Origin of the sequence: Mesorhizobium sp. AD1-1 (genome assembly GCF_020164655.1) — a bacterium.
GTDB lineage: Bacteria > Pseudomonadota > Alphaproteobacteria > Rhizobiales > Rhizobiaceae > Mesorhizobium > Mesorhizobium ciceri.
Genome location: NZ_JAIUGP010000024.1, coordinates 17,770 through 35,237, shown reverse-complemented (window position 1 = coordinate 35,237; position 17,468 = coordinate 17,770). Strand labels below are relative to the sequence as shown.

Sequence of the window (17,468 nt, the reverse complement as noted above, 5' to 3'; positions counted from 1 at the left end):
CTACCTCAGCGAGATGCTCATGCCGCTGAGGTCGGCGTTGACCTGCAGGCCGACCTGCCTGCCCGTCAATTCGAGCTGGGCGCCCTTGTCATTGGTCATGACGATCACCTGAGCCCCTTTGCCAAGCGCGCCGCCACCGCCCGCCGCACCGTAGACCCCGGTCACATCCCGCGCACGTTTGATGTGGCGCACGGTACCTCGGAAATAGGTCTTGGAAACGCCGAAGGCGAGACCGCCCGAGACGCCGCCGACCGAGATGGGATAGCGGCGGCCATGGAAGGTCAGCGTTCCTTCGCCTCCGGAGCCACCGACGAAGAAGGCCGCCTTGTAGACGGCGAAGCGGATGGTGCCGCTGTCGGCATGCGCGGCGCTGGCAAAGCCGATGCTTGCGGTGGCGATGGCGGCAACCGCGATGGAACGAAATCCGGATGAAATCTTCATGGTGAGAACTCCTCAATGTCGCCGCTTTGCCGGCCGGGATGTCAGCGTGGGATCAAAGCTACAACTGAACAGTCTCGCCCGTGGTTTGGTTCCAGGCCCCGTGATTTGGTTCCAGGCATCGTTCGAATCCGGCTGCGGGAAGGCCGGGGAGAGGGCGGCGGGTTGCGGAGGGTGGGGAGGGCACCTGACCGCAGCTATCGCCTTGTGGGATGAACAGGTCTATGCAGGCCCTTCACAAGGCTTAGGAGAGGCTTCGGATGAGAAACGCAATCTGCCTCGCATTGACTGCGGCAGTGGCTGGGTGCGCGACCTCCCCGGTCGACTATGAGGCGTCGCTTTCGCAGCAGGACCAGAAATGGGCCTCCCCGGCATGCCAGCAGGCCCGCAGGGCGGCTTCGGATTACGAGGCTCGCGAGAAAGAGCATCCGGGATGGGGTTTCGGCGTCCTGCTTGGTCCATACTCGATGGGGCTCGTCGCAGCCATCAAGGAGCATGAGCAGAAGCAACGAAAGCTGTTCGCCCGCGAAGTGCACCTGCAATGCTCAAGCCTGCCGCAGCCGAAGGAACTGCAGGGCGATTTGAACCCTGCCGTACCGCCGACCAAGTATCCATAGCCTGCCGCGCCTTCCGGCAGAAGGCGCCGGGGTGGCCGCCGTCATTGGCGGCACCTCGATCTTCGGGGGCCGCGGTGTCTACACCGGCACCATCCTCGGCGCCCTGATCCTGACCGTGCTGACGACGCCCTTGACCATCCTGCAGATGCCGGAGGGGGCAAGGCGGCGGCTTATTTGAGGGTTGTGGAGGGAGAGATAGGGGCGGGTTGAGGTGAATGGCTGCATTTGGGCCGAATTCAGACAGGCAGCTTTTTGGCGCAAGGATGCGAACTACTGCCGTTCAACCAATGATAAAGGCTCAGATCGAATTTTGGTGCTTCTTCAAAATTTGCACCTATTGAGGATGCGCCACGGCCAGCCCGCGAGGACCGATCCGCTCTCAAAAAGCGTGTACAGGTTGACAACACCTTGGCCGCTGCAACATCCTGCCGGTTTTTAGACTGGGAGGTAGCATGACGATTTCGATCAACCGCCGCACCTTTTCCATAGGCGCGGGCGCTCTGGCTTTGGCTGCGGCCGGATTTTCGCCGGCACGCGCGCAGCAGGCGTTTTTCCGCATCGGCACGGGCGGAACGTCCGGCACCTACTATCCGGTGGGCGGCCTGATCGCCAACGCCATCTCGGCAACCGGGGCGGCCGGCGTCGAAGGCTTGGTCGCCACCGCCACGTCCTCCAACGGTTCGGTGGCCAACATCAGCGCCATCCAGTCGGGCGCGTCCGAATCGGGCTTCACGCAATCCGACGTCGCCTACTGGGCGCATTCGGGCACCGGCCTCTATGAGGGCAAGCCCAAGGTTGACGACCTGCGCCTCATCGCGACGCTTTATCCCGAGACGATCCATTTGGTCGCGCGTGCCGACGCCGGCATTAAGTCGGTGGCGGATCTCAAGGGCAAACGCGTCTCTCTTGACGAGCCGGGCTCCGGCACCATCGTCGATGCGCGACTTGTGCTTGGCGCTTACGGTCTGGCTGAAAAGGACGTGCAGCCCGAATATCTCAAGCCTGGCCCGGCCGGAGAGCGGCTGCAGGATGGCGCCATGGACGCTTATTTCTTCGTCGGTGGTTATCCGACCGGCGCAATCGTTGAGCTTGCCACCACCAACAACATCACGCTGGTGCCGATCACCGGCCCCGAGGCCGACAAGCTGCTGTCCGAGCAGAAGTTCTTCTCCACCGATACCGTGCCGGAAGGCACCTACAAAAATGTCGGCGAAACCAAGACCATTTCCGTCGCCGCTCAATGGGTGACCAGCGCCAAGCAGACCGACGACCTCGTCTACAAGATCGTCAAGTCGCTTTACAGCGACGAAACCCAAAAGGCCCTGCAGGCAGGCCACGCCAAGGGCAAGCTGATCACGCTCCAGAACGCGGTTACCAGCGCTGGCATTCCGTTTCATCCCGGCGCAGAGAAATTCTACAAGGAAGTCGGCACCCTGAAATAAGAGGCATTTGGACCGGCTGACAACAACGAGGCGGAAGGGATGCTTTCCGCCTCTTTTGTCTGGAAATTCAGGACACGGAACCGGCCATGAGCGATGACGACAAGATCAAGCTTTCCGCTATGGAGTTCGATGAGGAGAGCGCTCGCGAACTGGAGGAGAAATTCGACTCCGAAATCCGCTTCCGGCCACTGACCCGTGTCGCGGGCTGGCTGGTCGGCTTCCTCCTGGTGGCGCTGTCACTGTTTCACTACTACACCGCCGGTTTCGGCCTGCTGCAGGAAATGCTGCACCGGGGCATCCACCTGTCGATGGTGCTGGCGCTGATCTTCCTCGTCTTCCCGCTGGTGAAGAAAAGCTACGACCAGCCCGCGCGGTCCAGCCTCCTGCGGCCGCTCGGCATACCCCTTTTCGACTGGCTGCTGGCGATCGCTGCGGTCGTCGTCGTCATGCACGTGCCTATGATCCCGCTCGACGACCTTGCCTTCCGCGTCGGCAATCCCACGGCGCTCGACGTGGTGTTCGGCCTTATCCTCATCCTGCTTCTGCTGGAGGCGACGCGCCGCTCCGTCGGCATCCCGCTGCCCATCATCGCCGTCGTCTTCATGGCCTACGCGCTGTTGGGGCGGTACATGCCGAGCATTCTGGTGCACCCCGGCGCGTCCGTCTCCCAGCTTGTCGATCACCTTTATCTGACGACGCAGGGCATCTACGGCATCGCGCTCGGCGTCGTCGCCACCTACGTCTTCCACTTCGTGCTGTTCGGCGTCTTCGCCACCCGCATTGGCCTCGGCCAGCTCTTCCTCGACTGCGCGGCGTGGGTCGCCGGCCGCTACGCCGGCGGTCCCGCCAAGGTGTCGATCTTCGGCTCGGCGCTGTTCGGCATGATTTCCGGCTCGTCGGTCGCCAACACCGTTACCGTCGGCTCGCTGACCATCCCGGCGATGATCAAGCTCGGCTACAAGAAACATTTCGCCGCAGCGGTGGAAGCGGCGTCCTCGACCGGCGGTCAGGTGACGCCGCCGATCATGGGCGCAGCGGCCTTCCTGATGATCGAATTTCTCGAACTGCCCTACACGACCATCATCCTTGCCGCCATCGTGCCCGCCTTCATGCACTTCTTTGGCGTGTTCATGCAGGTGCATTTCGAGGCCAAGCGAACCGGCCTCAGGGGGCTCAGGCCGGACGAGATGCCCGATGTCGTCGAGGCGCTGAAGCGGGACTGGCCGACGATCATCCCGCTCGTCGTTCTCATCGGCGTGCTGCTCTCGGGCTACACGCCCTACATGGCCGCCTTCTGGGGCATCACCTTGTGTATTCTCGTCGGCCTGCTCAATCCGCGCCGGCGCATGTCGGTCGCCGACATCGTGACGTGCCTGCGCGACGGCGCCAAATATGCGCTCGCAGTCGGAGCCGCCGCCGCAACCGTCGGCATCGTCGTGGGCGTCGTCACCCTGACCGGAGTGGGCTTCAAGCTGTCCTACATCGTCACATCGACGGCTGGACACCTTTCCCTTCTCTTCGGCACCTTCATCCCCGAGGCGATCTTCTCGGCCCAGGGCCTGACCCTATTGTTCACCTTGATCATGACTGGCGTCGTCTGCATCCTGATGGGCTGCGGCATCCCGACGACCGCGAACTACATCATTATGGTGACGATCGCGGCGCCGGCGCTTGTCATGCTCGGCACCGAGCCGATCGTCGCTCACTTCTTCGTGTTCTATTACGGACTGCTGGCGGACATCACGCCACCGGTGGCGCTGGCGGCGTACGCCGCCGCTGGCATGGCGGGGGCGGACCCGTTCAAGACCGGCAACACCGCCTTCCGGCTGGGGATGGGTAAGGCACTGGTTCCTTTCGTGTTCGTCTTCTCACCGTCCCTGCTGCTGGTGACGAAGGATTTCACCTGGCCGAACTTCTTCCTCGCCTTTTTCGGCTGCGTGCTGGGCATCACCTGCCTGGGCGCCGCGCTATCGCGCTATCTTCTGGTGCGCACACGCCCATGGGAAAACGTGCTGCTCGTGTTCGCCGCCCTGCTTCTGGTGGCACCCGAACTCTATTCCTCGCTACTCGGCGTGGCGCTTTTGGTCCCGGTCCTGCTGCGCCATTGGAACGCACGCCACACTGAAGAGGCGCAACCAGTCTGATCAGCGCCGCTCCAATGCAATCCTTCCCGGAGTTTCGACGTCGCGCATATGAGGGGGCGGACGGAAAGAGAGGGCGGACCATCGAGTCCATGACATTCCGCTGCGGGTTCTCGGCGCCGAGCGAGCTTCAGCCTAGTCGCGAAGATGTCCGCTCGTGAGAAGAGGCGATGAGCCGTGGCGATGACCGGCATGGGGCGCAAATCAGACCCTCCTCCCGGTCGAATCCAACAGCGGCTTTTGGCCTTCTTAGAATTACGGTGACAGAGTACTTTTTAGAATTACGGTGACAGTGCACCTTTTACCCTGCCATGTGTCCGCCTATCCCCCCGCCAATCGCGGCAGCAGAAAAATCTCCGCCCCCTCCGGCAGCTTCTTCGACCACGTATCCCGATAGATCGTCCCGTCAATGGCGACGGCGATGCCTTTGTCGATCCAGGGCTCGAGGCCGGGATACTGTTCAGCCAGCTTCCTGAACAGCTCCCTTATGTCCTTGGCCTCGATCTCGACCTTGCTGTTGCCTCCGGCGGTCGCGGCGAGCGAGCCCCAGAGCGTTACTTCGACCATTCCCGTTCCGCCTCGATCGCGGCAAGGATGCGCGGCGGCGACATCGGGATGTGCGTCATGCGCACGCCCGCGGCGTTCGACACCGCATTGGCGATCGCCGCCAGCGGCGGCACGATCGACGTCTCGCCGACGCCGCGCACCCCGTAAGGGTGGTTGGGATTGGGGATCTCGAGGATCTGGGTGTCGATCATCGGCAGGTCCGAGCAGACCGGGATGCGGTAATCGAGGAAGCCGGCGTTCTGCAGCCGCCCGTCCTTGCCGTAGATATACTCCTCGTTGAGCGCCCAGCCGATGCCTTGCGCGGCGCCCCCCTGGTACTGTCCCTCGACATAGGTCGGGTGCACCGCCTTGCCGGCATCCTGCACGACCGTGTAGCGGATGACCCTGGCGGCCCCGGTATCGGGATCGACCTCGATATCGCAGATATGGGTGGCGAAGGAGACGCCGGCGCCATCGGCGACGAGCTCGCTGTGGCCGGCGATCGGCCCGCCGGTCTTGCCCGACTCGACCGCGATCTCCTTCAGCGACAGCTTGCCGAGATTGCCGTGCTTCTCGCCCTTGGCGATCGCGTGGCCCTTCTCCCAGACCACGTCGTCGACGGCAATGTCCCACATCTGCGCGGCGCGCTCGCGCAGGATCTTGATCGCGTTGCGAGCGGCCGAGATCGTTGCCATGGAAGAGGAGAAGGTGCCGCGGCTGCCGTCCGTCATGTCGTTGTAGCCGAGGCTGGACGTGTCGGCGACGATCGCCTTGACCTGAGAATAGTCGATGCCCAGTTCCTCCGCCGCCACCAGCGACAGCGACGCGCGCGAACCACCGACGTCGACTGTGCCGACGGCAAGCGAGACCGAGCCGTCCATGCCGATGTTGAGGTCGGTGCAGGTCTGGCCGCCGAAGTTGAACCAGAAGCCGCAAGCCATGCCGCGGCCCTGGTTCTTGCCCAGCGGCGCCTTCATGTGCGGATGGCTCTTCACCGCCTCGAGCGTCGGGCCGATGCCGATCGGGCCGTAGACCGGACCGTAGGAGGACCGTGTGCCTTCCTGCGCGGCGTTCCTGATCCGGAAGTCGACCGGATCCATGCCGATCTTCTTGGCCAGCTCGTCGACAGCGCTTTCCACCGCGAACGCCGCCATCGGCGCCGAGGGCGCGCGATAGGCCGCGGTCTTCGGCCGGTTGACCAGCACTTCGTAGCCGACCGTCTTGACGTTATCGAGCTTGTAGCAGGCGAACGCGGTCATGGCGCCGATCTCGGCCCAGGAGCCGGCATACGGGCCGCAGCTGTAGCGCAGCGTCGCTTCGGCGGCGGTGATCGTGCCGTCCTTGCGGGCGCCGATCTTGACGTCGATCGAGGTGGCGCTGGTCGGGCCCGAGGCGCGGAACACCTCGTCGCGGGTCATCACCAGCTTCACCGGCCGTCCTGCCTTGCGCGACAGCGCCAGCGCCACCGGCTCGGCCCAGACATGGGTCTTGCCGCCAAAACCGCCGCCGATCTCCGAGGAGGTGACGCGCAGTTTCGAGGCTTCCATGCCAAGCAACTGGGCGCAGTGCTGGCGGTAGACGAAATGGCCCTGCGTGCACACCCAGAGGTCGGCGGTGCCGTCGGAGCTGAAATTCGCCACGCAGGCATGCGGCTCGATATAGCCCTGGTGCGTCTGCTCGGTCTTGAAGGAGCGCTCGACGATGAAGTCGGCGTGCCCGAAACCCTGATGGACATCGCCATGGCCAAACTGGCTGCGCTTGGTGACGTTGGAGGGTTTGACCGGCTTTTCCTCAAGGCCTTCGGTGAAGATGGCATCATTGATCAAGGGCGCCGTGTGCTTCGCCGCCTCGTCGACATCGGTGACGTGCGGCAAAAGCTCGTACTCGATCTCGATGAGCTTCAGCGCCTGCCTGGCGGTGCGGGCGTCGATCGCGGCGACCGCGGCCACCGCGTGGCCGTCATAGAGCGCTTTCGTGCGCGCCATGCAATTGTCGAGGACGTCGTACATGGCGGCATCGCCATCCGTGAGGTCCGGCAGGTCGGCCGCGGTGATCACCGCCTTGACGCCGGCGAGCTTTTCCGCCTTCGAAATGTCGATCTTGACGATCCTGGCGTGGGCGTGCGGGCTTCTCAGAACGCGCCCGACCAGCTGGCCGGCCATGTTGAAGTCGGCGCCGTAGCGCGCGCGGCCCGTCACCTTGTCGATGCCGTCGGGACGGATCGGACGCGTGCCGACGGAGGCGAATTTACGTCCGGAAAAACGTGGATCGAAATTCATCTCAGGCTCCCTTCATCACGATGGCCGCATCCTGGACGGCGCGCACGATCTTGTCGTAACCGGTGCAGCGGCAGAGGTTCCCGGCAAGGCCGAAGCGGATTTCCTCCTCGGTCGGGTCGGGGTTCTTGGCCAGGAGGTCCTTGGCCGCGATCAGGAAGCCCGGAGTGCAGATGCCGCATTGCAATGCGGCGTGCTCGAGGAATTTCTGCTGCAGCGGGTGCAGCGTATCGCCATGCGCCATGCCCTCGATGGTCTCGACGCGACGGCCTTCAGCCTCGGCGCCGAGCACCAGGCATGAGCACACCAACCGGTCGTCGAGGATGATCGAGCAGGCGCCGCAGTCGCCGGTGCCGCAGCCTTCCTTGGCGCCCGTCAGCCCCAGCCGATCGCGCAGGACGTCGAGCAGCGTCTCGTCGGGCTGGCACAGATACTCGACAGCATCGCCGTTGATTGTCGTTGAAACTGCAATTCCAGCCATCATTTGCCTCCTGCACGTGCATAGGCTGATGTGGCGGCCCGCTGGGCCAGCACACCCGCAACTTTTCGTCTGAATTCGATAGTGCCGCGCTTGTCGTCGATGGGACGGCAGGCGCCCGCGCAGACCTTGGCGAGCCGCTCCAGCGTCGCCTCGTCCAGCCTGGAGCCGATGAGCACCTCCGCCGCCTCTTCGACCAGAAGCACCGTCGCCGCCACGGCGCCCAGCGCCACGCGGGCCGATTTGACGACACCGTGCTCGTCGAGCGTCAGGTTCACCCCGGCGCTGACCACCGCGATGTCCATCTCGGTGCGTGGAATGAAACGCAGATAGGCATCGCCAGACCGCGGCTCGCGCTTGTCGAGCAGGATCGCCTCGATGATCTCGCCTTTGGCCAGCGACGTCTTGCCCGGCGCGGTCGGCACGCTCTGTACGGGGATCGTGCGCCGGCCCGCCGGCCCGACGACCACTGCCTTGGCGCCGGCGGCAACCAGCGCCGGCACGCTGTCGGCAGCCGGCGAGGCGTTGCAGAGATTGCCCACGATGGTGCAGCGGCCCTGCACCTGCTTGGAGCCGATCAGCTTGGCCGCCTCGACGACACCAGGCCATGCCTTCTTGAGGGCGGTGTTCTCTCCCAGGACGGCGCAAGGGACCGCGGCGCCGATGCTGAAGCCTTCAGCCGTCTCCCGGATCTCGCTCAAGCCATCGATCGCCTTGATGTCGACGATCAACTCTGGTTCGGCAAAGCCGCCCTTCATCCTGACCAGGAGGTCGCTGCCTCCGGCGAGGATGGCGGCCGTACCAGCCGACCCGGCCAACTGGCCAACGGCATCTTCTATTGAAAGCGGACGTATGTAGCGCATCGTCTCCCCTTGGTCATCGCGATTTCAGCGACCGTTATAAACAGTCTCCTCATAATGGCTATCCGGTTCGTCATCTGCGGCGATTGGGCCAGGCGCAGCAATATCCAGTCCACCAGGCCGAAAGTGGCGCACTGAATGGCAGCAACCGGCTTTGGAATGATTTCGTGAAACTTCGGTCTGGATCAAGTGCGCTCATTCGGTTTTGTCCGCTTTTGGACCGGAACGGCCCTTAAGCCGGCAGAGCCGCTGCTTGGCCGCCCCGGCTGAAGCTCCCTGTGTTCGGCGGCCGCCCGAAACGCCTGCGGCGGCTGGCCAAGGGTACGCAGGAAGGCGCGCCGCATGCGTCCGGGATCGCCAAAACCGGCGGCTTCGGCGATGCGCTCAAGCGGGAGATGGCTGGTCTCGATCGCCGTGCGGGCCGTCTCGAGGCGCATGCGCTCTACCGCCTTTGCCGGCGTGACGCCGGTCTCGGACGTGAAAGCGCGGGCGAAGTTGCGGGGGCTCATGGCCGCGTGATCGGCCAGGCATTCGACGGTCAGCGGTTCGGCCAGGTTTGCCCGCACCCACTCGCTCAGCGCGGCGAAGCGGCCGGTTCGCCCGCCCAGTTCGACGAAGGCCGAGAATTGCGACTGGCCGCCCGGCCGGCGCTGGTGCATGACGATCTGCTGTGCGGTGCGGCGCGCCACTTCAGCGCCAAGGTCATCTTCGACGAGGGCAAGCGCCAGGTCTATTCCGGCCGAGATGCCGGCCGACGTCCAGATGTCGCCATCCCTGATGAAAATACGCTCGGCATCCAGCCTGACCTTCGGGTAGCGGCGGTGGAAGTCGTGACTGCTGGCCCAGTGCGTGGTGGCGCGGCGGCCGTCGAGCAATCCCGCCCGTGCCAGCAGGTACGCGCCGGTGCAGACGCTGGTGGTGCGCCGCGCCGGCACGCGCCTCAACCAGGCGACGATCTCGTCCATCGCCTCGATGGAACGGATGATTTCGCCGCCCGATACGATGACGGTGTCGAAAGGGCCGTCGCGCAGAGGTCTGGTGAGAAGCTTCAGGCCAGAGGAGCTTTCAACGTCGCCGCCGCCGGGCGACAGCAAAACCAACTCATAGCTGTCCGGGCGGCAGCGCTCCGCAATCTCGAAGACGGTTGTCGGCCCGGCCGCATCCAGAAGCTGGAAACCGGGGTGAACGACGACGGCAACGTGCCTGCGCATGGCAGTATTCGCCCGATTTATGTCATTTCGGACGAAACCTAACGCCGGTAGCCTCGTCGTCAAGCCATCTGGAGACCGGCAAAAGTCCTGGACGAAACGCTGCGTGCCATCGCTGCCCGCCATGGTGCCCGCACGGCAGACTTCGTCGCCATGCAACTCGAATATCCCCGGCCACGCGCATCGCCGTGGCGACGCGAAGATGTGGCCGTCTCGGGGGGACTTTTCACGGCAAGGGAGTGACTGATGAAAGCATTGATCGCCGGGGCCGGTATCGGCGGCCTCACCACTGCTCTGTTCCTGCATGAGGCAGGCATCGAGGTCGAACTTTTCGAGCGGGCCGACGACATCCGCGAACTTGGCGTCGGCATCAACATGCTGCCTCACGCTGTCAAGGCGCTGGCCGGGCTTGGGCTGATGCCGGCGCTCGACGCGGAGGGGGTGAGGACACGCGAGCTTGTCTACACCAACCGCTTCGGCCAGATCGTATGGCAGGAATTGCGGGGCATCGATGCCGGCTATGAGGTTCCGCAAATCAGCATTCATCGCGGCAGGCTGCTGGGGCTGATTCACCGGGCCGTGGTGAACAGGCTTGGCGGCGACGTCATCAGCACGGCAAGCCGTGTCGATGCCTTCGAGCAGAACGAGGGCGAGGTCGTGGCGCATTTCCGCTGGCATGACGGCTCGCGTGGCGAGGCCCATGGCGACCTGCTCATAGGCGCCGACGGGATCCATTCCGCCGTCAGGGCCGTGCTCTATCCCGAAGAAGGGCCGCCGATCTGGAACGGCACGATGCTGTGGCGCGGCGCCACGCCGTGGCCGGTCTGGCGCGACGGGCGCACCATGGCGGTTGCCGGCGGCAATTTCGCCAAGTTCGTCTATTATCCGATCGAGCCGGATCGCGAAGAGACCAGGCTGACGAACTGGGCGGTAATGGCCAATACCGGCGATAGCGGCTCATCACCGCTGCGTCCCGGCGACTGGAGCCGCCCGGGCGTGATCGACGATGTGCTGCCCTTCGTGCGTGACCGGTTTCAGCTTGATTTTGTCGACCCCGCCTCGATCATCCAGGCAACGGATGGCTTCTACGAATATCCGAACTGCGACCGCGACCCGCTGCCACGATGGTCGTTCGGGCGGGTGACGCTGCTCGGCGATGCGGCGCATCCCATGTACCCGGTGGGGTCGAACGGAGCCAGCCAGGCAATACTCGACGCTGGTTGCCTTGCGATGCATCTGGCCGCAGGACCGACCGTCGAAGCCGCGCTAACACGGTATGACGGGGAGCGGCGGCCGGCCACATCGGCCATCGTGCTGGCCAATCGGCAAGGCGGGCCGGAAGCGGTCATAGACATGGTCGAGGCCCGGGCGCCGCATGGGTTTGATGACATCGACGCCGTCGCTTCGCGCGAAGAACGCAAGAGCGTGGTACGCGGCTATGCGTCCCTGGCCGGGTTTGCAAAACCGAGTTGATCGCGAGTGGCGCGTTTTGCAGCCTACAGGTTTGCCTCGGCGAAGATGCGCGAGGCCCAGTCGAGGAAGACGCGAAGGCGCGGCGAGAGCTGACGGTTCTGCGGGTAGAGCGCCGACAGCGGCGTCGGCGATGGCGGGTAGTCGGCCAGCACCTCGACCAGCGTCCCATCGGCAAGATCCTTCTCGAAGCGATAGCGCGGCGCCTGGATGAGGCCGAGGCCAAGCCGCGCCAGGTCGGCGGCGGTATCGGAATTGTTGGCGGCGACGCGGCCGGGCAGCCGCACCTCCCGGATATTGCCGGCGACAGTGAATTCGAACGGAAGGGTCTCTCCGGTGCGCGACGAGACAAAACCCACCGCCTGGTGACCGTCGAGCGCATCGGGGGAGGCGGGCGTGCCGTGGCGCTCGAGATAGGCGGGGCTGGCGCAGGTGATCTCGCGGATCATCGCGAGCCGCCGCATGATCATGCCGCTGTCGGGCGGCTCGCCGACGCGGATCACGCAGTCCACGCCTTCACGCACGAGATCGACCAGCCGGTCGCTCTGGCCGATCTGCAGGTCGATGCGGGGATAGCGGTCGAGAAACTCCGGCAGGCGCGGCAACAGGAATGTGCGGGTGAGCAGCGTGCTGGCGTCGATGCGCAGCAGGCCGAAAGGCTCGGCGTTGCGGAAGGCGGCCTCGGCATCCTCGATCTCGGCCAGGATCGACAGGCAGCGCCGATAGTAGGCTTCACCATCCTGGGTGGCGTTCACCTGCCGCGTCGTTCGTTCCAGCAGCCGCGCGCCGAGATGCTCCTCCAGCCGCCGGATGGCTTCCGTCGCGGTTGAGCGCGGCAGGCCGAGATCGGCCGCGGCAGCGGTGAAGCTGCGCCGCTCCAGAACGCGAACAAAGAGCCGCATCGTGTCCAGCCGATCCATGCTCTTTGTTCGCAGTTCCCGAATAGTGATGTCAATGGGTGGATGATTATCCGGAATTCGGCTTGGCCTATATCCGTGTCACCAACAACGCGGAGAGACTTCGATGACAAATCAAACCAGAACCGCGATCGTGACCGGCGCCTCCAAAGGCATCGGCGCCGCCATCGCACAGCGGCTCGCCCGTGACGGCGTCGCCGTTGTCGTCAACTATGCACGGGGCCGCGCGGAGGCCGAAGAACTGGTCCGCGCGATCGAGACCGGCGGCGGCAGGGCGATCGCCGTGCAGGCCGATATCGCCAATCCGAACGGCATCGCCGTGCTGTTCGACGCCGGCGAGAAGGCGTTCGGCGGCATCGACATCCTCGTCAACAATGCCGGCATCATGAAGATTTCGCCGATCGCGCAGACCGACGATGCTTCCTTCGACACCCAGATCGCGATCAATCTCGGCGGCGTGTTTCGCGGCATGCGGGAAGGTGCGCGCCGGCTTCGCGACGGCGGCCGCATGGTCAATTTTTCCAGCAGCGTCGTCGGTCTCTACCAGTCGGGCTACGGCGTTTACGCCGCCACAAAGGCGGGTGTCGAGGCGATGACCCACATCCTGGCCAAGGAGCTTGGCGCGCGCCGTGTCACCGTCAACGCGGTGGCGCCCGGACCGATCGAGACCGCGCTGTTCACGGACGGCAAGAGCGAGGCGCAGATCGAGGCCATCGGCAAGATGATCCCGCTCGGCCGGCTCGGCCAGCCCGACGACATTGCCGGGCTGGTCTCGTTCCTGGCCGGTCCGGACAGCTTCTGGGTCAACGGGCAAATCATCCGCGCCAATGGCGGCGTGGTCTGAGGCGGCAACCAGGCCGGCTTGGCTCTCCTGACTGCCTGACTTCCACACTCGAAAAGCTAAGGAAACATCATGCCATTCGCCAACATCAAGCTACCGCAAGCGGCCCTCTCCAAAGCGCAGAAGGAAGACCTCATCCATCGAACGACCGCGATGTTCGTGGACTTTTTCGGTGAGGGCGTGCGCCCCTACACGATGGTGCTGGTCGAGGAGGTCGCCGACGGAGGCTATGGCCGGGCCGACGATGTGTTCGTCGTGCCGGAAGTTTTTCGCGCGAAGGAGTAGTGCAGGGCTAGACCTCGAAGAGGTGCCTTTCACAAATTGAACCCTTGCCGCATCAGCCATCCTTCGTCGCACCGACCCAGTCGGCGGCCACTTCGGCAAACAGCCAGTCGCGGAACGCCTTGATCTTTTTCTGGCGCAGCGCGCCGTCACGGTAGACGACGTAGTAGCGCGAGGCGGATTTCAGCGCGAGATCGAAGGGACGAACCAGCCGCCCCGCAGCGAGGTCGGCCGAGACCAGCGCGCTTCGGCCGAGCAACACGCCTTCGCCATGCACCGCGGCTTCGACGGCGAAGGTGGCGGAATCGAAGCGCACGCCGCGCTTGGGATCGATGCCGTCCACGCCGGCCTGTTGCAGCCATGTTGCCCAGTCGATGCGAAAGGCGTCGTGGATCAGCTTGTGATGCCGGAGATCCCCGGGCTGGCGCAGCGGATGTTCGCCTTGCAGCAGTTCCGGGCTGCAGACCGGGAAGACCTCTTCGTCGGCGAGAAATTCCGCGGTCACGCCGGCATAGCCGCCCTTGCCGTAGCGGATGGCGATATCGATGCCGTCGCTGACGAAATCGGAAAGTACGCCCGAGGTCGACAGCCGCACGTCGATGTCGGCGTTGGCGCGGTGGAAGCGATGCAGCCTCGGCACCAGCCAGCGGCCGGCAAAACCGTCCGATGTGCTGACATTCAGGATGCCTGCCGTGCGGTCGGGCGTGGCGGCGATGGTGGCGGCGGCGATCTGGTCCAGCGCCGTCCTGACTTCCGATGCGTAGGCCGCGCCGACCGACGTCAGGCGCACGGACCTCGTTCCCCGATCGAAAAGTTGGATGCCCAGTCTGTCCTCGATGTTGCGGATGGCGCGGCTGACCGCGCCATGGGTGACGTTGAGCTCACCCGCCGCCTTGGAAAAACTCAGATGCCTGGCGGCGGCCTCGAAGGCGGGCAAGGCAGTGAGGGGCGGCAGTCTGCGCGGCATGGTCCACCTGTGAGTGTTGCTCACAAATCATGCACAAAGAGTCGTTTGTCGTCCAGCCCGAAAATGTCCAATCTATAGGGGTAGCAGCGGATCTTGATCGGCTTTCCCATCTCGCCGCTGCGCTGAACGACCAGAAACAGTGTGAGCAATCGTCATGCTTGTCCCCTTGCGGACGGCGTCGGCACGCTTGCGCCTACTGAACCACAGGAGACGAACCATGAAACCGATTCTCGAATCCATCAGCGCCGCGACGAGCGGTCTTGCACTCAGAGCCTCTGCAGTCGTCGAGCGCCGCCGCATGCTGCGCCAAGTTTCACGCTTCTCGAACCATCGCTTGCACGACATCGGATTCGAGCGCGACTGGGACGGCTCCATCCTGCGCAATGGGAGGTCGATATGACCAGCACCCTGATCATCGGCGCGACGGGGCTGCTGGGCAGCGAGATGGCGAAGGCCAGCGCCCGCAATGGCGATCGCCTGCACGTTCTGGTTCGTCCGGCAACAGCCGGCGATGAAGAGCGGCTGCATTCGCTGAAGGAGCTCGGCGCCAAAATCCACGTCGGCGATCTCGACGACTATGACAGCCTTGTCCGCGCCGCCAGTGCGGTGGACCGCGTCATCAGCTCGGTGCATGTGCATTCGGCCAGCGAGATGACGCTGGTGCGGGCGCTGAGCGATGCCGGCGTTTCCCGCTATGTGCCTTCCGCCGGCTTCGGCCTCGACTTCGCCGCCGCCGCACCGGGCTCGATCCCGCCACTCGACCTCAAGCGAGCAGTGTTCGACGCGATCAAGGAGGCCGATCTGCCCTATACGGTGATCTACACCAATGGCTTCTTTTCGACATGGGTGGCGACGCTGGGCGATCTGATGCGCTTCGGCTCGTCGCCCTTGCCGCCCGAAGAGGTGACACTTTATGGCGACGGCAATGTGCCGGCGACGTTCGTCAGCGAGAAGGACATCGCCGCCGTGACCTTGCGCGCGCTGAACGACCCCAATGCCATCCGCAGCGAGATCCGCATCGCCCGAAACAAGATCACCCAGAACGAAATGATCGATCTGTGGCGCGGGGTGAGCGGCCGCTCGCCGCGCATCGTGCCTCAGAGTGCGGCGGAGCTTGAGGCGATGATCGCGTCAGCCCCCTGGCTCGGACTGCTGCGGGCATTCTGGATACGCGGCGAGACCGCGCTCGAGACGGCCACGCCGGAAGCCGGAGTGCTGTATCCGGAGCTGGCTTTCGAGACCATCGAGAGCGCCTTTGTTGCGATGGCGGACGCCGCTGGGCGGTAGGAACAGGAGCGCGGCGCTGAAGCTGACGTCGTCGGCGCGGCCGATGAATCCGGCTCGCGGCGTGAGCCGCCCGAGAAGGGCTGGTCTCACCCGTGCGGGCCTGTATCATGGTCATGTGAATTCCTGGGAGGAGGCTTGTGCATGCGGCTGAATCGGAATCTCTGCCAGTGGAGGGTTTGGGTCTTCATCGCCGCAATGGCGCTTTGGCCGCACGCGGCGCCGGCCGATAGCCTCACGCCCGAGCGCATCACTGCTGCCCTGTCGAAGCTCGAAGCGCTTGCCGAAGCCGCCGTCGCGGACGGTGCCGTGCCCGGGCTCGCCATCGGCGTCGTGCGCGATGACGAGGTGATCTTCCTCAAGGGTTTTGGGCATCGCGAGGCCGGCAAGCCTGAGATCGTCGACGCCGACACGGTGTTCCAGATCGCCTCCCTTTCCAAGCCGATTTCCGCCACCGTCGTAGCGGCGTTGGTTAGCGACAGGATCGTGTCCTGGGATTCGAAGATCGCCGATCTCGATCCGGCCTTCAGGTTGGCCGATCCTTATCCGGCAAGCCAGCTCACCGTCCGTGACCTGTTTTCGCATCGCAGCGGGCTTCCAGGCACCGCCGGAGACGACCTCGAGGACATTGGCTACGACCGCGTCGAGATCCTGCATCGCCTGCGGTTCGTGCCGCCATCGTCGAGCTTTCGGGCCGGGTATTCTTACAGCAATTTCGGATTGACAGAGGGTGCCGTGGCAGCCGCGACACCGACGGGAAAGCCCTGGGAGCAGGTCGCCGAGGAGAAGCTCTACCGTCCGCTGGGCATGGCCTCCACGAGTTCCCGCCATTCGGACTTCGTCAAGCGAACCAACCGCGCCGCGCTTCACGTCAAGGTCGATGGCGCCTGGGCAGCGAGGATAGAGCGCGATCCGGATGCGCAGGCGCCCGCCGGCGGCGTCAGCTCTACGGCACGTGACCTCTCGCAATGGGTGCGCCTCATCCTCCACAACGGCGTTTATGCCGGCAAGACACTGATTGCCGCCGATGCGCTAAGCCAGACGCATGTTCCGCTGATATCGCGCGGCAACAACCCCGTCTCCGGCGGCGCATCGTTCTACGGCCTCGGCTGGAATGTCGAATTCGGCCGACACGGCCTGAGCTGGGGCCACGCCGGCGCTTTCAGCGTCGGCGCGCGTACCCTGGTGACAGTCTTCCCAAAGGAGAAGCTGGGCATAGTCATCGTCGCCAACGCCTTTCCGACTGGCCTGCCGGAGGGATTGTCCGACAGCTTCGCCGATCTCGTCTTCGACGGTAAGGTCGAGAAGGACTGGGTCAAGGCGTGGAATGATATCTATGCGGGCCTGTTCGGTCCGGTGGTCGCGGCGGCCAAGGCCGCCTACGCCGCGCCGCCGTCTCCGTCACGGCGAGCCGGGCCGGGCAGTGTCTATGCTGGCCGGTACGCCAACGACTTCATCGGCGACGCGATTGTGTCGAAAGCGGGAGACGACCTTGTACTCAAGGTGGGCCCGGCCGCCGGCCGGTCCTATTCATTGAGGCATTTCGACGGTGATCTTTTCCTGACCTTCCCCGACGCGGAGACGCCGGACAGCCCCTCGGGTGTAAGTTTCGTGGTCGGCGCTGACGGCAAGGCGTCGGCCATGACTGTAGGTTTTCTCGACGACAATCATCTCGGCACGCTGCAACGTGTGGGGGACTGA

Annotated in this window: 18 protein-coding genes; 10 read left to right on the top strand and 8 right to left on the bottom strand. The window is 64.5% G+C overall.

What is annotated here, in order from left to right; all coding sequences use genetic code 11:
* The gene (locus LB519_RS29805; RefSeq protein ID WP_024501715.1) at nucleotides 1–441 is read right to left on the bottom strand and encodes a hypothetical protein; all 441 of its coding nucleotides are present in this window, start codon (nucleotides 439–441) and stop codon (nucleotides 1–3) included.
* Nucleotides 442–698: 257 nt separating this feature from the next.
* Between LB519_RS29805 and LB519_RS29800 the strand changes: the two genes are divergently transcribed.
* From LB519_RS29800 to LB519_RS29785, 4 genes are all read left to right on the top strand, one after another.
* On the top strand, nucleotides 699–1,055 hold the full coding sequence (locus LB519_RS29800; protein ID WP_224621834.1) for a hypothetical protein: 357 nt from the start codon (nucleotides 699–701) through the stop codon (nucleotides 1,053–1,055).
* Nucleotides 1,056–1,086: 31 nt separating this feature from the next.
* Nucleotides 1,087–1,233, top strand: coding sequence for a hypothetical protein (locus LB519_RS29795; protein ID WP_263485032.1), 147 nt, complete (start codon nucleotides 1,087–1,089; stop codon nucleotides 1,231–1,233).
* A gap of 274 nt (nucleotides 1,234–1,507) precedes the next feature.
* Nucleotides 1,508–2,497 carry a TAXI family TRAP transporter solute-binding subunit gene (locus LB519_RS29790; RefSeq protein ID WP_024501713.1) on the top strand — a complete coding sequence of 330 codons (990 nt, stop codon included), beginning with the start codon at nucleotides 1,508–1,510 and terminating at the stop codon, nucleotides 2,495–2,497.
* An 86-nt stretch (nucleotides 2,498–2,583) separates the two neighbouring features.
* Nucleotides 2,584–4,641 (top strand): TRAP transporter permease, encoded by a 2,058-nt coding sequence (locus tag LB519_RS29785; RefSeq protein WP_024501712.1) that lies wholly within the window; start codon nucleotides 2,584–2,586, stop codon nucleotides 4,639–4,641.
* Between the two features lie 318 nt (nucleotides 4,642–4,959).
* On the opposite strand, the gene LB519_RS29780 is transcribed toward LB519_RS29785, so the two are convergent.
* The 5 genes from LB519_RS29780 to LB519_RS29760 all read right to left on the bottom strand — a co-directional run bounded on the left by LB519_RS29780 (nucleotide 4,960) and on the right by LB519_RS29760 (nucleotide 10,009).
* A complete protein-coding gene (locus LB519_RS29780; RefSeq protein ID WP_027035223.1) occupies nucleotides 4,960–5,205 on the bottom strand; it encodes a MoaD/ThiS family protein in 246 nt (81 codons plus the stop codon).
* Complete coding sequence (locus LB519_RS29775) at nucleotides 5,193–7,463, bottom strand: xanthine dehydrogenase family protein molybdopterin-binding subunit (protein WP_224621833.1); 2,271 nt, start codon at nucleotides 7,461–7,463, stop codon at nucleotides 5,193–5,195. The genes LB519_RS29780 and LB519_RS29775 overlap by 13 nt, the downstream gene beginning before the upstream one ends.
* Nucleotide 7,464: 1 nt before the next feature.
* The gene (locus tag LB519_RS29770) at nucleotides 7,465–7,941 is read right to left on the bottom strand and encodes a (2Fe-2S)-binding protein (protein ID WP_013530647.1); all 477 of its coding nucleotides are present in this window, start codon (nucleotides 7,939–7,941) and stop codon (nucleotides 7,465–7,467) included.
* Nucleotides 7,941–8,801: an FAD binding domain-containing protein gene (locus LB519_RS29765; protein WP_127398132.1), complete on the bottom strand. Its 861-nt coding sequence runs from the start codon at nucleotides 8,799–8,801 to the stop codon at nucleotides 7,941–7,943. Before LB519_RS29765 ends, LB519_RS29770 begins: the two co-directional genes overlap by 1 nt.
* 182 nt (nucleotides 8,802–8,983) lie before the next feature.
* Nucleotides 8,984–10,009 carry a GlxA family transcriptional regulator gene (locus tag LB519_RS29760; protein ID WP_224621832.1) on the bottom strand — a complete coding sequence of 342 codons (1,026 nt, stop codon included), beginning with the start codon at nucleotides 10,007–10,009 and terminating at the stop codon, nucleotides 8,984–8,986.
* A gap of 243 nt (nucleotides 10,010–10,252) precedes the next feature.
* On the opposite strand from LB519_RS29760, the gene LB519_RS29755 reads away from it, so the two are divergent.
* The gene (locus LB519_RS29755) at nucleotides 10,253–11,479 is read left to right on the top strand and encodes a flavin-dependent oxidoreductase (RefSeq protein WP_224621831.1); all 1,227 of its coding nucleotides are present in this window, start codon (nucleotides 10,253–10,255) and stop codon (nucleotides 11,477–11,479) included.
* 23 nt (nucleotides 11,480–11,502) lie between these two features.
* Here the strand turns inward: LB519_RS29755 and LB519_RS29750 are convergent, their stop codons facing one another.
* On the bottom strand, nucleotides 11,503–12,396 hold the full coding sequence (locus LB519_RS29750) for a LysR family transcriptional regulator (RefSeq protein WP_224621830.1): 894 nt from the start codon (nucleotides 12,394–12,396) through the stop codon (nucleotides 11,503–11,505).
* Nucleotides 12,397–12,499: 103 nt separating this feature from the next.
* On the opposite strand from LB519_RS29750, the gene LB519_RS29745 reads away from it, so the two are divergent.
* Nucleotides 12,500–13,237, top strand: coding sequence for an SDR family oxidoreductase (locus tag LB519_RS29745; protein WP_013530652.1), 738 nt, complete (start codon nucleotides 12,500–12,502; stop codon nucleotides 13,235–13,237).
* A 69-nt stretch (nucleotides 13,238–13,306) separates the two neighbouring features.
* Nucleotides 13,307–13,519 carry a tautomerase family protein gene (locus LB519_RS29740; RefSeq protein WP_224621829.1) on the top strand — a complete coding sequence of 71 codons (213 nt, stop codon included), beginning with the start codon at nucleotides 13,307–13,309 and terminating at the stop codon, nucleotides 13,517–13,519.
* A 52-nt stretch (nucleotides 13,520–13,571) separates the two neighbouring features.
* Here the strand turns inward: LB519_RS29740 and LB519_RS29735 are convergent, their stop codons facing one another.
* A complete protein-coding gene (locus tag LB519_RS29735; RefSeq protein ID WP_127385278.1) occupies nucleotides 13,572–14,483 on the bottom strand; it encodes a transcriptional regulator GcvA in 912 nt (303 codons plus the stop codon).
* A 217-nt stretch (nucleotides 14,484–14,700) separates the two neighbouring features.
* On the opposite strand from LB519_RS29735, the gene LB519_RS29730 reads away from it, so the two are divergent.
* The 3 genes from LB519_RS29730 to LB519_RS29720 all read left to right on the top strand — a co-directional run bounded on the left by LB519_RS29730 (nucleotide 14,701) and on the right by LB519_RS29720 (nucleotide 17,468).
* Nucleotides 14,701–14,883 (top strand): DUF1127 domain-containing protein, encoded by a 183-nt coding sequence (locus tag LB519_RS29730; protein ID WP_013530655.1) that lies wholly within the window; start codon nucleotides 14,701–14,703, stop codon nucleotides 14,881–14,883.
* Nucleotides 14,880–15,770 carry an NmrA family NAD(P)-binding protein gene (locus LB519_RS29725; RefSeq protein WP_063172627.1) on the top strand — a complete coding sequence of 297 codons (891 nt, stop codon included), beginning with the start codon at nucleotides 14,880–14,882 and terminating at the stop codon, nucleotides 15,768–15,770. The genes LB519_RS29730 and LB519_RS29725 overlap by 4 nt, the downstream gene beginning before the upstream one ends.
* A gap of 141 nt (nucleotides 15,771–15,911) precedes the next feature.
* Nucleotides 15,912–17,468: a serine hydrolase gene (locus LB519_RS29720; protein WP_224621828.1), complete on the top strand. Its 1,557-nt coding sequence runs from the start codon at nucleotides 15,912–15,914 to the stop codon at nucleotides 17,466–17,468.